We start from the raw sequence: 14763 nt of genomic DNA on the forward strand, positions 1-14763 counted from the left end.
ATGAAGTTTTGCGCCGCCACCATCCGCTGCATCATTACCGGCTGAAAATTCAGGCGGGCGTTACCTTCGTGACCAATGACGCCCGCGCCGGGACAGGTTCGGGATGCCCAATTCGAGGGAAGTCATGGTCGAGATCAGACTGACGAATACCAAGACCCGCGGGAAAGAGGTCTTTCGGCCGATCGACCCTGCCAATGTGCGGCTCTATCTGTGCGGCCCGACGGTCTATGACCGGGCGCATCTGGGGAATGCCCGCCCGGTGGTGGTGATCGACGTGCTGGTGCGGCTGCTGCGCCATGTCTATGGCGCGGATCATGTGACCTATGTGCGCAATTTCACCGACGTGGATGACAAGATCAACGCCGCGGCAGTGCAGCGCAAGGAACTGGGCGCCTCCGGCACGCTCGAGGAACTGATCCGCGAACGGACCGAGGAGACGATCAGCTGGTATCACGCCGACATGGACGCGCTGGGGGCCGAGCGTCCCGACCATGAGCCGCGCGCGACCGACTATATCGGCCAGATGATCGCGATGATCGAAATCCTGATCGCGCAGGGCCATGCCTATGCGGCAGAGGGGCATGTCCTCTTCGACGTGCGCTCCTTCCCCGAATATGGTCGGCTTTCGGGCCGTTCGGTCGATGACATGATCGCGGGTGCGCGCGTCGAGGTTGCGCCCTTCAAGCGCGACCCGATGGATTTCGTGCTGTGGAAGCCTTCGGATGCGGAGCTGCCGGGCTGGGACAGCCCCTGGGGCCGGGGCCGTCCGGGCTGGCATATCGAATGCTCGGCCATGGCCTATGAACTTTTGGGCGAAAGCTTCGACATCCATGCAGGCGGCATCGACCTGCAATTTCCCCACCATGAGAACGAGATCGCGCAAAGCTGCTGCGCCCATCCGCATGGCGATTTCGCCCATGTCTGGCTGCATAACGAGATGCTGCAGGTCGAGGGCAAGAAGATGTCGAAGTCGCTCGGCAATTTCTTCACCGTCCGCGACCTGCTGGAAAAGCGCGTGCCGGGCGAGGCGATCCGCTTTGTCCTGCTTTCGACCCATTACCGCAAGCCCATGGACTGGACCGCCGAGAAGGCACAGGCGGCCGAGGATACGCTGTGGGACTGGCGCGTACTGACCAAGGATGTCGAGCCGGCGGCGGCGCCCGATCCGCGCGTGATCGAGGCGCTGGCCGATGACCTGAACACCGCGGGCGCGATTTCTGTCCTGCACGGGCTGCGCGATGATCCGCCCCTGCTGCTGGCTTCGGCCCGGTTCCTCGGCTTGCTCCAGCCCGAGATGGGCGACTGGATGCGCCATGATCTTGCCAGCATCGCGAACGTCAATTTCTCGGTCAAGGACGCGATCGAGGAGCTGACGCAGAAGCTGGTGGCTTTGCGGGCCGATGCGATGCAGAGCAAGGATTTCTCGGCCGTCGACGCGCTCAAGACCGCGCTGACCGAAGCCGGGGTCGAGGTGCGCATGTCCAAGGCGGGGGTCGAGCTTCTGGCCGGTCCGCGCCTTGATGTGGCGGCTCTGGGGGCCTTGCTGTGACGGATCGCCTTTATCTTTACGACACCACCTTGCGCGACGGGCAGCAAACGCAGGGCGTGCAATTCTCGGCCGCCGAAAAGACCGAGATCGCGCTGATGCTCGATCAGCTTGGCGTCGATTATATCGAGGGCGGCTGGCCGGGGGCGAACCCGACCGACAGCGACTTCTTCGCGGCGGCGCCCAAGACGCGCGCCACCATGACCGCATTCGGCATGACCAAGCGCGCCGGGCGTTCGGCCGCGAATGACGACGTGCTTGCGGCGGTGATGAATGCCGGCACGGGTTCGGTCTGCCTTGTCGGCAAGACCCATCCCTTCCATGTCCGCGAGGCGCTGGGGATCTCGCTGGACGAGAATGTCGAGAATATCCGCGCTTCGGTCGCGCATCTGGTCGCCGAGGGGCGCGAGGCGCTGTTCGATGCCGAGCATTTCTTCGACGGCTATCAGGACGACCCGGACTATGCGCTCTCCTGTCTGCGGGCCGCGCTGGAGGCGGGGGCGCGCTGGATCGTGCTTTGCGACACGAATGGCGGCACCCTGCCGGGCCGGGTGGCCGAGATCACCCGCGCGGTGATCGCGGGCGGCATTCCGGGCGACCGCCTTGGCATCCATTGCCATGACGATACCGGCAATGCGGTGGCCTGCACGCTTGCGGCGGTCGAGGCGGGCGCGCGCCAGATTCAGGGCACGCTGAACGGTCTGGGCGAGCGCTGCGGCAATGCCAGCCTGACCACGCTGATCCCGACCCTGATGCTGAAGGAGCCGTTCTGCTCGTCGCTGGAAATCGGCGTCTCGGCCGAGGGGCTGGCGGGGCTGACCCGCCTCTCGCGCCGGTTGGACGAGATCCTGAACCGCGCCCCCTCGCGCGCCGCGCCTTATGTCGGGACATCGGCCTTTGCCCATAAGGCGGGCCTTCATGCCAGCGCGATCCTGAAAAATCCCGCGACCTATGAACATGTCGGGCCGGGCATCATCGGCAATGAGCGCATCATCCCGATGTCCAATCAGGCCGGGCAGTCGAACCTGCGCGCCCGGCTGGCGGATGCCGGCATCGAGGTCGGCCGCGACGATCCGGCGCTGGGTCGCATCCTCGATCTGGTGAAGACCCGCGAGGACGAGGGCTATGCCTATGACGGCGCGCAGGCCAGCTTCGAGCTGCTGGCCTTGTCCGAGCTTGGCCGGCTTGAGCAGTTCTTCGGGGTCGAGCGTTACCGCGTCACGGTCGAGCGGCGCAAGAACGCGCTGGGTCGCCGCATCACCGTCTCGGAGGCGGTGGTCGTCGTGCGCATCGGCGAGGAGCGCATGCTCTCTGTCAGCGAAAGCATGGACGAGGAGGGGCAGGATCGCGGCCCGGTCAATGCGCTTTCCCGCGCGCTGGCCAAGGATCTGGGGCCCTACCAGTCGCATATCGAGGATATGCAGCTTGTCGATTTCCGGGTCCGCATCACCGCGGGCGGCACGGATGCGGTCACGCGCGTCATCATCGACAGCGCCGACGGGCAGGGGCGCCGCTGGTCCACGGTCGGTGTCTCGCACAATATCGTCGATGCGAGCTTCGAGGCGCTGGTCGATGCGATCCGCTGGAAGCTGATCCGCGACGGCGTGGCCCCGGCATGAGCTTTGAGCATTGCGCCGAAGAGCTTCGCGAGCATGACCCGGACCGCTTCGGCATCTGTCTGCTGGCCCCGGCGGCGGCGCGGCCGCGATTGCTGACCCTCTACGCGCTGAACCTTGAGCTTGCGCGCGCCCCGCTCGCCTCGAACGAGCCGCTGATCGCCGAGATGCGGGTGCAATGGTGGATCGAGCGGCTTGAGGATATCGGCGAGGGGAATGTCGCATCCCATGAGCTTCTGGGCCCACTGGCCGAGGCATGGGGCGAACGCGCCGCAGCCTTTGCCGTGCTGGCCGAGGGTCGCCGCAGGGATTGCGCGCGTGAGCCGCATGACGGGCCGGACGCGGTCGCGGCCTATGTGCGGGCGACGGCGGTGCCGTTGGCCGGATTCGCGGCCGAGGCCCTCGATGGGCCGCAGGCCGCGATGCCCGCGATCGCCGCGCAGGCCGAGGGTCTGGGGCTTGCGACCTGGCTTGCCGCGCTGCCTGCCCTGCAAGGGCTGGGGCTCGGGCTCTGGGACCCCTCGCCCGAGGCGCTTGGCCGCATCGCGGCCATGGCGCGGCAGAGACTGGCCGAGGCGCGCGGCCTGCGCCGCGACGTGCCGCGCAGCTTGGCCCCGGTTCTGTTCGGAGGGGCAGGGGTGAAGCCCGTCCTCGACGCCGCGCCACTGGGGGTCGAGGCGCTGGCCGCCAGGCCCCACCCATCCGAGTTCCGAAGGCGGCTTGCGCTTGGGGCCTTCGCCCTGACCCATCGCTGGTGGATGTGAAAAAGGGCGGCCCATGGGCCGCCCTTCGTCATTCCGGTCCCGCGAAGATCAGCCGCGCAGGATACTACGCCCTGCATATTCGGCGGAAGCGCCCAGCATTTCCTCGATGCGGATCAGCTGGTTGTATTTCGCCAGCCGGTCGGACCGCGCCAGCGAGCCGGTCTTGATCTGGCCGCAGTTGGTCGCGACGGCGAGGTCGGCGATGGTCGCGTCCTCGGTTTCGCCCGAACGGTGCGACATGACCGATGTATAGCGCGCGCGGTCGGCCATGCGGACCGCATCCAGCGTCTCGGTCAGGGTGCCGATCTGGTTCACCTTGACCAGAAGCGAGTTGCCGCAGCCCCGCGCGATCCCCTCGGCCAGACGCGCCGGGTTGGTCACGAAAAGGTCGTCGCCGACCAGCTGCACGCGGTTCCCCAGCGTGTCGGTCAGGAGTTTCCAGCCGTCCCAGTCGTCTTCCGAGCAGCCGTCCTCGATCGACAGGATCGGGTAGTCGTTGCAGAGTGCTTCCAGATAGGCGACGTTTTCCGCCGGGGTCAGGGATTTCCCCTCGCCCTTCATCTCGTATTTGCCGCCCTTGAAATACTCGGTCGAGGCGCAGTCGAGCGCCAGCATGATGTCGTCGCCCGGCGCATAGCCGGCCTTCTCGATCGCCTTCAGGATGAAATCGAGCGCGTCGCGCGCGCTGGAGAGGTTCGGGGCAAAGCCGCCCTCGTCGCCGATCCCGGTCGAGAGGCCGGCCGAGGACAGTTCTTTCTTCAGCGTGTGGAAGACTTCGGAGCCCATGCGCACGGCTTCGCGGATGTTCTCCGCCGCGACCGGCATGATCATGAATTCCTGAATGTCGATCGGGTTGTCGGCATGCTCGCCGCCATTGATGATGTTCATCATCGGGACCGGCAGGATGCGGGCGCCGGTGCCGCCGACATAGCGGTAAAGCGGCTGGGCGCTGGTCTCGGCGGCGGCTTTCGCGGCGGCCAGCGAGACGCCGAGGATGGCATTCGCGCCAAGGCGGCCCTTGTTCGCGGTGCCGTCGAGTTCGATCATCAGCCGGTCGATGCCGATCTGGTCGGTCACGTCCTCGCCGATCAGGTTCTCGGCGATCTCGCCATTCACGGCGGCCACGGCTTCGAGGACGCCCTTGCCCATGTAGCGCGACTTGTCGCCGTCGCGCTTCTCGACGGCCTCATGCGCGCCGGTCGAGGCGCCCGAGGGCACCGCGGCGCGGCCCATGGTGCCGTCCTCCAGCGTGACATCGACCTCGACGGTCGGGTTGCCGCGGCTGTCCAGGATCTCGCGCGCGAAAATGTCGATGATGGCGGTCATGTCCGTCCCTCTCGTGACAAAGTTTAGGCGATGTGTAGCGGCCTTCGCAGATGCAGAAAAGCATCATTCCGCGGGGTTATCGCTCACACGGCCGGAAATCCCGGGTTCAGGTGCGGCCGAGCGCGGCTCAAGCGCGATATCCGCCCAGATCGGCAGGTGGTCCGAGGCCTGCCGCGCGACCTCGTTGTCCCAGACGCCGGAATCGAGGACTTCGATCCCGCGCGAGACGGCGAAGCGGTCATAGCGCAGCCGCGGGAAGGGCGCGGGCCAGCTTGGACCGGGGGCGAGGACATGCATCGGCTCCAGCGCCTCCAGCCCGCGATTGTCGCGCCATTCGTTGAAATCGCCGGTCAGGACCAGCCGGTCATGGCCAAAGCGCCCGGCCTGCGCGATGATCCGGCGCAGTTGCGCACGGCGCGAGGACCGCGCCAGCCCCAGATGCATGGCGATGATGGTCAGGCCCGGCAGCCGCAGCGCAAGCGCACCGCGCGGCTCGAATCCCGGCAGCGGCAGGCGGCGGATCCGCGCCTGTTCCAGAAGTTCGGGGCGCAGCAGGATCGTCTGCCCGTGCCAGCCCAGCGAATTTTCGCCGGTCGGGTTGAACACCGCCGGGACAAGGCCGGTCGCGGCTTCGATCAGCGCGCGCGGCAGCGCCTCCGGCCGCCGGCCGAGGCGGAAATCAACCTCCTGCAACGCGATTACATCGGCATTGATATCCGCAATCACCTTCAGATTGCGTTCCGGTGCGTGCGGCCCGGTCATGCCGCGGCATTTGTGCAGGTTGTAGCTTGCCAGTCTCAATCGATCCGAATGCGAGGACATGGGGCCTTTCTTCGCTCAGGTGCCGCAGAATGTACGCTGGACGATCTCATCCGGTTCCGGTGGCAAGGACAAGTCCTGCCATTCCGGCCGGTCGGCGAAGGGCTCGCGCAGGGCGGCATCCAGCCGATGGAAAAGGGTATAGTCCCCCTCGTCCCGCGCCGCGGCGATCGCCTGTTCGATGCGGTGGTTGCGCGGGATGCGGCGCGGATTGGCCCGCGCCATGACCTCGGCCGCGTCGTCGAGCCCGGCGATGCGCGCGCGCCAATCCGCCGCCCAGGCGTCGAAACCCGCGCGATCGAGGAAATGGTCGCGCGCCCCGTCACCCTCGCTCAGCGCGGCGAAGGTCGTCGTGAAATCCGATCCCTCGGCCGCCATCAGGTCGAGGAGCCGCTCGACCAGCTTCCGATCCTCGTCCCGGGGCTGTGAAATGCCCAGCTTGGCCGCGAAGCGGGCCAGCCATTCGCGCTGATAGATGGTGGGGAAGCTGTGCACGATCCGCGTCGCCTCGGCCACCGCCGCATCGTCATTCCCCATCAGCGGGACGAGGCAGCTTGCAAGCTGGGCGAGGTTCCAGACCGCGATCCTCGGCTGTTCGTTCCAGGCATAGCGCCCCTGCGTGTCGATCGAGGAAAAGACCTTGTCGGGCCGGTATTCGTCCATGAAGGCGCAGGGGCCATAGTCGATCGTCTCGCCCGAAACGGACATGTTGTCGGTGTTCATCACGCCGTGGATGAAGCCCAGCCCCATCCAGCAGGAAATCGTGTGGGCCTGCGCCTCGACCACGCGTTGCAGCAGGTCGGCGGGGCCGGAAGCGTCCGGGTAATGGCGCGCGATGACATGCTCGGCCAGCAGGCGCAGCCGCTCGCGGTCGCCCCGCGCGGCATAGAACTCGAAGGTGCCGACCCGGATATGGCTGGCCGCGATGCGGGTCAGGACGGCGCCCGGCAGCACGGTCTCGCGGATCACCGTCTCTCCGGTCGAGACGGCGGCCAGCGCCCGCGTCGTCGGCACGCCAAAGGCCGCCATGAACTCGCTGACCAGATATTCGCGCATGACCGGACCCAGCCACGCCCGACCGTCGCCCCGGCGCGAGAAGGGGGTGGGGCCGGAGCCCTTCAACTGGATGTCGAAGCGCAGGCCGTCGGGAGCCACCACCTCGCCCAGCAGGATCGCGCGCCCGTCGCCAAGCTGGGGCGAGAAGCCGCCGAACTGATGCCCGGCATAGGCCTGCGCGATCGGCTCCGCGCCCTCGGGCACGGCGTTCCCGGCCAGCATCTGCAGGCCTTCCGGGCCGGAAAGCCAGTCGGGATCAAGCCCCAGCCGCAGCGCCAGCGGCCGGTTCAGCGCAATGAGCTTCGGGTCGCGAACCGGGGTCGGCGCGGTCCGGGTAAAGAAGCCCTCGGGCAGGCGGGCATAGCTGTTGTCGAAGTGGATCATCGTGACCCTCCTTTCGACCTTATCTAGCCTTCAATGCGCAAATGTTAAGGGCGCGGGACCGGTCGCGCCTCAATGCGTGATGCTCTTTGAAAACAGATTGACCACGATCACCCCGGCCACGATCAACCCCAGTCCGATCACCGCCGGCAGGTCCAGCCTTTGGCCAAAGACCACGAGGCCGATCGCAGAGACCAGCACGATGCCAAGCCCGCTCCAGATCGCATAGGCGATCCCCAGGGGCATGGCCCGCAGGGTCAGCGACAGGAAATAGAAGGACGCGGCATAGCAGAGCCCCATCAGCAGCGTGGGCACGAGGCGGGTGAACTGCTCGCTGCGCTGCAGGAAGGTGGTGCCGACGACCTCCAGCGAAATCGCGACGATCAGCGTGGCATAGGTCAGCAGGGGCATCTCGACTCCGTGGCGGCTTTCGCCGCAGATCTAGCCCGACCAAGGCGGGATTGTCACGCCGCCCTTGAAGCGCCACCCTTGAATCGGCAGGGGCAAGCGCGTATCCCACGCTCTGCCCCAACCCTCATCCGCAAGGAAAATCCCGTGAAGTTCCTCGATCTCGCCAAGGTCTATGTCCGGTCCGGCGGCGGAGGCGCGGGATGCGTGTCCTTCCGCCGCGAGAAATTCATCGAATACGGCGGCCCCGATGGCGGCGATGGCGGTCGCGGCGGCGATGTCTGGGCCGAGGCGGTCGAGGGGCTGAACACGCTGATCGACTTCCGCTTCCAGCAGCATTTCTTCGCCAGCTCCGGCCAGCACGGCATGGGGTCGCAGCGGACCGGCGCCAGCGGCGATGACGCGATCCTGCGCGTCCCGGTCGGGACCGAGATCCTCGACGAGGATCAGGAAACGGTGATCGTCGACCTGACCGAGCCGGGCCAGCGCGTGCTGCTGGCCAAGGGCGGCAATGGCGGTTTCGGCAACCTGCATTTCAAAAGCTCGACCAACCGTGCGCCGCGCAATGCCAATCCGGGCCTGCCGGGGGTCGAGCGCACGCTGTGGCTGCGCCTGAAGCTGATCGCCGATGCGGGCCTTGTCGGGCTGCCGAATGCCGGGAAGTCGACCTTCCTCTCGGCCGTCTCGAACGCGCGGCCGAAGATCGCGGATTATCCCTTCACGACGCTGCATCCCAATCTGGGCGTGGTCGGCATCGACGGGCATGAATTCGTCATGGCCGACATCCCGGGCCTGATCGAGGGCGCGTCCGAGGGCAGGGGCCTCGGCGACCAGTTCCTCGGCCATGTCGAACGCTCGCGCGTGCTGCTCCACCTGATCGACGGCACGGCCGAGGACGTGGCGGGCGATGCGCGGACCATCCTGACCGAGCTTGAGGCCTATTCCCCGGCGCTCGCGGAAAAGCCGCGCATCACCGCGCTGAACAAGATCGACGCGCTCGACCCCGAGACGCTGGCCGAGCGCCGCGCCGAACTCGAGGCCGAGATCGGCGGCCCGGTCCACCTGATGTCCGGCGTCTCGCGCGAGGGGGTGCAGGACGTGCTGCGCGCCCTCTGGACCGAGATCGCTCCCTCGCGCAAACCGGTCAGCGAGCAGGACGACAGGCCGTGGCAACCGTGACCCCGGCGCTGGTCAAGGCGCGGCGGCTGGTCGTCAAGATCGGCTCGGCGCTGCTCGTCAATGGCGATGGTCTGCGCGGCGAATGGCTGCGGGCGCTTTGCGACGATGTCGCGGCGGCCCGCGCGCGCGGCACCGATGTCGTCCTCGTCTCCTCCGGTGCGATCGCGCTTGGCCGGCAGGTGCTCGGCCTGCCGCCGGGCCCGCTCAGGGTCGAGCAATCGCAGGCCGCCGCAGCCGTCGGCCAGATCCGCCTCGCCCGCGCCTATGAGGAGGCGCTGGTTCCGCATGGCGTGACCACGGCGCAGCTTCTGGTCACGCTCGACGACACCACGGACCGCCGCCGCTATCTGAACAGCCGCGCCACCATGCAGACGCTTCTGGGCCTCGGCGTGGTGCCGATCGTGAACGAGAACGACACCGTCGCAACGGACGAGATCCGCTTCGGCGACAATGACCGCCTCGCGGCCCAGATCGCGGTGACATGCGGGGCGGACCAGCTCCTCCTCCTCTCGGACGTGGACGGGCTCTATACCGCCAACCCCAAGACCGATCCCGATGCCCGCCACCTGCCGGTCGTCGAACAGATCACGCCCGAGATCGAGGCGATGGGCGGCGATCCGATCTCCGGTCTCAGCAAGGGCGGGATGAAGACCAAGCTGATGGCTGCCCGCACCGCCGTCGCCGGCGGCTGCGCTATGGCTATCGCCGAGGGCTCGGTCCTGAACCCGCTGCGCGCCGTGGCCGATGGCGCGCGGGTAACCTGGTTCCTGCCCGACACCGATCCGCAGGCGGCCCGCAAGCGCTGGATCGCGGCAATGAAGCCCAAGGGAGAGATCATCGTCGATCCCGGCGCGGCGATCGCGCTCAGGAACGGAAAATCCCTCCTCCCCGCCGGGATCAGCGCGGTCAGCGGCCGCTTCGGCCGCGGCGACCCGGTCACGGTCCTCGACACGCAGGGCGCACGGCTCGCCTGCGGGCTCGTGCGCTATTCGGCAAGCGAGGCCCGCGCCATTGCCGGCCATCGCAGCGACGAGATCGAGGCGATCCTCGGCTATCCCGGCCGCGCCGCCCTGATCCATCGCGACGATATGGTGGTCTGAGGCCTATCCGGTAGGCTTTGCACCAGGCTTCACCCTTGGCATGGGTATTTAAGAAACGGTGAAGATGAGGCGCTGCGCCAGATCTTCACCGTTTCTTAAATACCCATGCGAGGTTGCGGCTCGCGGTGTGGCTAGTCGATAGGGCTCGGCTTTGCGACCGCCCGGTGCTGCTGCCCAAGCCGGCGGATCTGCGAGAATTGTGCAGCATTCGCAGCGGGCTCCGGCAATGAGAGCGCGGCCTCACGCAGCATCTGGATGCCGTCTTCGCTGCGAGCGGGCAGGGTGCTGGCGGGGATCGGGGTTCCGATCGTCACTCGGTAGGGTTGCGAGGCCTTGTTCAGCACCTCGTTGAACAGCGTAACGTCGCGCAGGGTCGGGTGCAGGATGTCGAGCAGATAGAACAGCGTCGAGTTCCGGGCCCGGATATGCAGCGGAATGACCGGCACGTCGAATTTCTTGGCGATCATCGCGGCGCTGGCCATCCAGGGGCGCTCATGCAGGCTCAGCCCGCGGCGCTTTGCCAGCCGGCCCGAAGGAAAGATCAACCCGATCCGGCCCCGTCCCAGCGCCTCGCGCGTATAATCCATCGTCGCCCGCGTTTTGGCATGGCTGCGCTTTTCCACCCGCCATTCGACCGGAGCGATCAGGCTGCCGCATTGCGGAAGGACCCGCATGATGTCGTGATTGGCATAGATGAAAAGATCGTCCCTGATTGCCGAGACAACGGCATTCAGGACGATCCCGTCCGCGATCCCGGTCGGGTGGTTCGAGACGATGAGCGCGGGTCCGGTCGCGGGGATCTGTTCCAGTCCCTCGACCTTCAGGTCGCGCAGGATCAGCTGCGCCATGCGGCGCATGATCTCATCCGTGGGCAGGTCGCGGAACTCTGCGCCAAGTTCTACCGTCCGGTCATAGCGCAGCAGCCACATCAGCGCGCGACGGGCGATATCGTGATGCCGGTGCTGGGAAAAAAGCCAGGGCGCCCGCTCGTGAATCAGCGGATCAAGGCGGCGTTTCATGTCCTCGCGGGCATCCATGCTGGCAGTATCGCCGTGGCTTTGGGCGCCCGCAAGGGTCGTTCGTGCCACTTCAGGCTGCACCGGCAAGGATACGCGTAACCATTTCAGAGGTGTTGCGCGAAAGCCCCGGCATCTTCGCGATGCGTTCCAGCGCCGCGCGGGCCTTGGCCTGCCGCCCTTGGTCATAGCGCGAGATCGTCTCGAAGGCCGAGCACATGCGCGCCGTCGTCTGCGGGTTCACCGGGTCGAGGCGCATCAGCCATTCTGCCAGGAAATCATAGCCCGACCCGTCCGCGGCATGGAAACCGGCATGGTTCGAGGTCAGGCCCGCGATCAGCGCGCGGAAGCGGTTCGGGTTCTTCCAGTCGAAATCCGCACGCTCGGAAAGGGCGCGGGCGCGGGCGACGGCCTCGCGCGGTTTGGCGCGCAAGGGCTGGACCATGAACCATTTGTCCATGACGAGGCGATTGTCGCGAAACTCCTCGGCAAAGGTGGCAAGCGCCGCTTCGTCCCGCCCGGCGGCGATCAACTGTTCGAGCGCGCCCTGACGCTCGGTCATGTTTCCGGCCCCTGCGAACAGCGCCTCGGCGTGCGTACCGGTGTCGATGCGGGTCAGATAGGCGAGGCAGGCGAGGCGCAGGCTGCGCCGCCCCGCCCCCTCGGCATCGGGGCGGTAGGGGCCGCGCGGGGCCATCGCGTCGTAAAGCGCGGCGAGTTCCGCCTCATATGCGCTCGCAATGTCACCCATCAGCGCGCCCCGCGCCGCATGGATCGCATCGGGGTTCGGCACGGTTCCCGCCGCCGCCATGGTGGTCGCGATCTCCTCCTCGCCCGGCAAGGCAAGGCAGAGCGCCGCGAAGGCCGGGTCGGCCTCGGCATCGGCCAGAACGCCCGAAAGCGCGCGGATGAATTCGGCCCCGCCCGCCTCGCCCTTCGCGCGTCTGATCAGCCCGTCGAGCGCGAGATCATGGCCGGCCTGCCAGCGCGCATAGGGGTCGCTGTCATGGGCCAGCAGCAATGCCTGTTCCTCGGCTGTGATCTGGCGCTGGACGGTCACCGGGGCCGAGAAACCGCGCAGCAGCGAGACCACGGGCCGCGCGCCAAGGCCGTCGAAGCTGAAGCTCTGCTCGGCCTCGGTCATCTCCAGCACGGTGGTTGGCAGCACCTCGTCGCCATTCGGGCCGATCAGGCCAAGGGCGATCGGAATGACCCGCGCGGGCTTCTGGTCCTGGCCCGGCGTCGGCGCGGTCTCCTGCCGGAAGGTCAGGGTCAGCCTGCCATCCGCCCATTCCTCGCGGAGCGACAGGCGGGGCGTTCCGGCATCGGTATACCAGCGCTTGAACTGCGTAAGGTCGCGCCCGGTCGCGTCCTCGAAGACCTTGATCCAGTCCTCGATGGTGCAGGCCTGTCCGTCATGGCGGTCGAAATAGAGGTCGAGCGATTTCCGGTAGCCCTCGTCGCCCACCAGCCGCTTCAGCATCCCGATGACCTCGGCGCCCTTCTCATAGACCGTCGCGGTGTAGAAGTTATTGATCTCCTGATAATGATCAGGCCGCGGCGGATGCGAGAGGGGGCCGGCATCCTCGCGGAACTGGCGGGCGCGCAGGGTCTGGACGTCATGGATGCGCTTCACCGCGGCCGAGCGCATGTCGGAGGTGAATTGCTGGTCGCGGAAGACCGTCAGCCCTTCCTTGAGGCAAAGCTGGAACCAGTCGCGGCAGGTGATGCGGTTGCCGGTCCAGTTGTGGAAGTATTCGTGCCCGATCACGCCCTCGATACGCTCGTAATCGCCATCGGTCGCGGTCTCGGCGGTGGCGAGGACCAGCTTCGAGTTGAAGATGTTCAGGCCCTTATTCTCCATCGCGCCCATGTTGAAATCATCGACGGCCACGATGTTGAAGACCTCGAGGTCATATTCGCGGCCATAGACCTCCTCGTCCCATTTCATCGAGCGGATGAGCGATTCCATGGCATAACCGGCACGGCCCTCGTCTCCGGGGCGGACCCAGACGTTCAGCGCGACATCCTTGCCCGACATGGTGGTGAAGCGGTCGGGAACCCCGCGCAGATCGCCCGCGACCAGCGCGAAAAGATAGGCGGGCTTCCTCCACGGATCGTGCCAGACCGCCTTGCCCGGCTCGGCGCTGACCGGGTTCCCGTTCGACAGCAGCACCGGCTGGTCGGAATGGATGGTGACATGGAAGGGGGCCATCACATCGGGGCGGTCGGGATACCAAGTGATGTGGCGAAAGCCCTCGGCCTCGCATTGCGTGCAGAAGATGCCGCCGGAAAGATAGAGCCCTTCCAATGCGGTATTCGCCTCTGGGTCGATCTCGACCTCGGCGGCGAAGGTGAAGCTCTCGGGCAGGTCCGCCGCCGGGATGACCAGCTTCTCCTCCTGCGGGCGGATCAGCGCAGGGTCGACGGGCTGGCCGTTAATCGTCATCGAAAGGGTCTTGAGGCCCACGCCGTCAAGGACGAGGTCGCCGGGTCCGGTCCTGCGGAAAACTATGCTGGAACTCACGCGCGCGGCTTTGGGCGCGAGCCGGAAGACCAGCCGCGTTTCAGCAATCTCGAACGGGTAGGGGCGCCAGTCGGCGAGAAGATGCGTAGCGGTCATGACCGAACCCTTCAAAAAATCTTCGCAAAGCGCGGAACTCTCATGGAAACCCGATTGTTAATCGTGGGATAGGCGGGTCGCAAGCCAAGCCGGTGGTGTTGTGTCGCACAACCCCCGCCTGTGCGATCCATCGGAAACCTGTGCTGAGGAGAGCCTAGATGGCAAATTACGACCCCAACGACCCGAACCGGACCGATCCCGTCGATCCGGAGCGTCCCGGTCAGGTCAACCAGACCTATGTCGAGCCGGTCGAGCGTCGCGCCTCGCCCTTGCCGCTGATCATCGGCATCCTGTTGGCCCTGGCGATCGCCTATTTCGTCGTCCAGTATTTCATGGCCGGAAATGACGTGACGACTGGCGAGGAGCCTGCCGCGACCACCACCACCGCGCCGGCCGAAACCTCGACCGCGCCCGCGACCACGACCGAGCCTGCGGCGACGGCTCCGGCGGCGGATGCGGCTGCCGATGCCGCCAATAACGCGGCCGATGCGGCGGGCAATGCCGCTGACGCTGCCGCTGATGCCGCCAATGACGCGGCGACCGCTGCCGGCAATGCCGCAGATGCCGCAGGTGCCGCGATGAAAGAAGCCGCAGATGATGCCGCCACTGCCGCAGGCGATGCGGCGACTGCGGCCGAAAAGGCTGCCGGCGACGCCGTCGACGCTGCCGGACAGGCGATGGACAATGCCGAGAAAGCCGTGGAGGACGCGATCACGGTCGAGCCGACCACCCCGGCCCCTGCGACCCCGGCCCCGACCACGCCTCCGGCTGGAACCACGACGACGACCCCTCCCGCCAACTGACGGGAAGGCCGAAATTTGCGCCGCCGTCCGGGTTGTCCGGGCGGCGGTTTTCGCTTTTTCCGAAAAGCTTTTTCAATTCCCGCTATAAGAGCGGTCAGGTTGAATGCCGGAGATGTTTGGCATACC

The 14763-nt window shown here is 66.7% G+C and carries 12 protein-coding genes; 6 read left to right on the plus strand and 6 right to left on the minus strand.

The genetic code is table 11. The annotated features are described in order from the left end of the window. Positions 1-124 precede the first annotated feature (124 nt). From cysS to VNQ78_RS20800, 3 genes are read left to right on the plus strand one after another with little or no spacing between them, the layout of a single operon-like run. Positions 125-1549, plus strand: a complete 1425-nt coding sequence (gene cysS, locus VNQ78_RS20790; protein ID WP_325693765.1) for a cysteine--tRNA ligase — start codon at positions 125-127, stop codon at positions 1547-1549. Continuing rightward, a complete protein-coding gene (cimA, locus tag VNQ78_RS20795) occupies positions 1546-3165 on the plus strand; it encodes a citramalate synthase (protein WP_325693768.1) in 1620 nt (539 codons plus the stop codon). Before cysS ends, cimA begins: the two co-directional genes overlap by 4 nt. Continuing rightward, positions 3162-3926, plus strand: a complete 765-nt coding sequence (locus tag VNQ78_RS20800; RefSeq protein WP_325693771.1) for a squalene/phytoene synthase family protein — start codon at positions 3162-3164, stop codon at positions 3924-3926. Before cimA ends, VNQ78_RS20800 begins: the two co-directional genes overlap by 4 nt. A 48-nt stretch (positions 3927-3974) precedes the next feature. Here the strand turns inward: VNQ78_RS20800 and eno are convergent, their stop codons facing one another. The 4 genes from eno to VNQ78_RS20820 form a co-directional block, all read right to left on the minus strand. Next, positions 3975-5252: a phosphopyruvate hydratase gene (eno, locus tag VNQ78_RS20805; RefSeq protein ID WP_325693774.1), complete on the minus strand. Its 1278-nt coding sequence runs from the start codon at positions 5250-5252 to the stop codon at positions 3975-3977. Between the two features lie 63 nt (positions 5253-5315). Next, complete coding sequence (locus tag VNQ78_RS20810; RefSeq protein ID WP_325693777.1) at positions 5316-6074, minus strand: endonuclease/exonuclease/phosphatase family protein; 759 nt, start codon at positions 6072-6074, stop codon at positions 5316-5318. Between the two features lie 15 nt (positions 6075-6089). Further along, on the minus strand, positions 6090-7511 hold the full coding sequence (locus VNQ78_RS20815; RefSeq protein WP_325693780.1) for a protein adenylyltransferase SelO: 1422 nt from the start codon (positions 7509-7511) through the stop codon (positions 6090-6092). 69 nt (positions 7512-7580) lie between these two features. Further along, positions 7581-7913, minus strand: coding sequence for an SMR family transporter (locus VNQ78_RS20820; RefSeq protein ID WP_414694126.1), 333 nt, complete (start codon positions 7911-7913; stop codon positions 7581-7583). A 150-nt stretch (positions 7914-8063) separates the two neighbouring features. Here VNQ78_RS20820 and obgE point away from each other — a divergent pair, with 150 nt between their 5' ends. Beyond that, positions 8064-9095, plus strand: coding sequence for a GTPase ObgE (gene obgE, locus VNQ78_RS20825; RefSeq protein ID WP_325693786.1), 1032 nt, complete (start codon positions 8064-8066; stop codon positions 9093-9095). Beyond that, positions 9092-10195: a glutamate 5-kinase gene (gene proB / locus VNQ78_RS20830; protein WP_414694127.1), complete on the plus strand. Its 1104-nt coding sequence runs from the start codon at positions 9092-9094 to the stop codon at positions 10193-10195. The genes obgE and proB overlap by 4 nt, the downstream gene beginning before the upstream one ends. 131 nt (positions 10196-10326) lie before the next feature. On the opposite strand, the gene VNQ78_RS20835 is transcribed toward proB, so the two are convergent. Next, positions 10327-11232: a 1-acyl-sn-glycerol-3-phosphate acyltransferase gene (locus tag VNQ78_RS20835; RefSeq protein WP_325693996.1), complete on the minus strand. Its 906-nt coding sequence runs from the start codon at positions 11230-11232 to the stop codon at positions 10327-10329. Between the two features lie 52 nt (positions 11233-11284). Beyond that, positions 11285-13834: an aminopeptidase N gene (gene pepN, locus VNQ78_RS20840; RefSeq protein WP_325693792.1), complete on the minus strand. Its 2550-nt coding sequence runs from the start codon at positions 13832-13834 to the stop codon at positions 11285-11287. 158 nt (positions 13835-13992) lie between these two features. On the opposite strand from pepN, the gene VNQ78_RS20845 reads away from it, so the two are divergent. Continuing rightward, on the plus strand, positions 13993-14637 hold the full coding sequence (locus VNQ78_RS20845; protein ID WP_325693795.1) for a hypothetical protein: 645 nt from the start codon (positions 13993-13995) through the stop codon (positions 14635-14637). Positions 14638-14763 lie beyond the last annotated feature (126 nt).

The sequence above is a fragment of the Paracoccus sp. (in: a-proteobacteria) genome (genome assembly GCF_035556475.1).
Classification (GTDB): domain Bacteria; phylum Pseudomonadota; class Alphaproteobacteria; order Rhodobacterales; family Rhodobacteraceae; genus Paracoccus.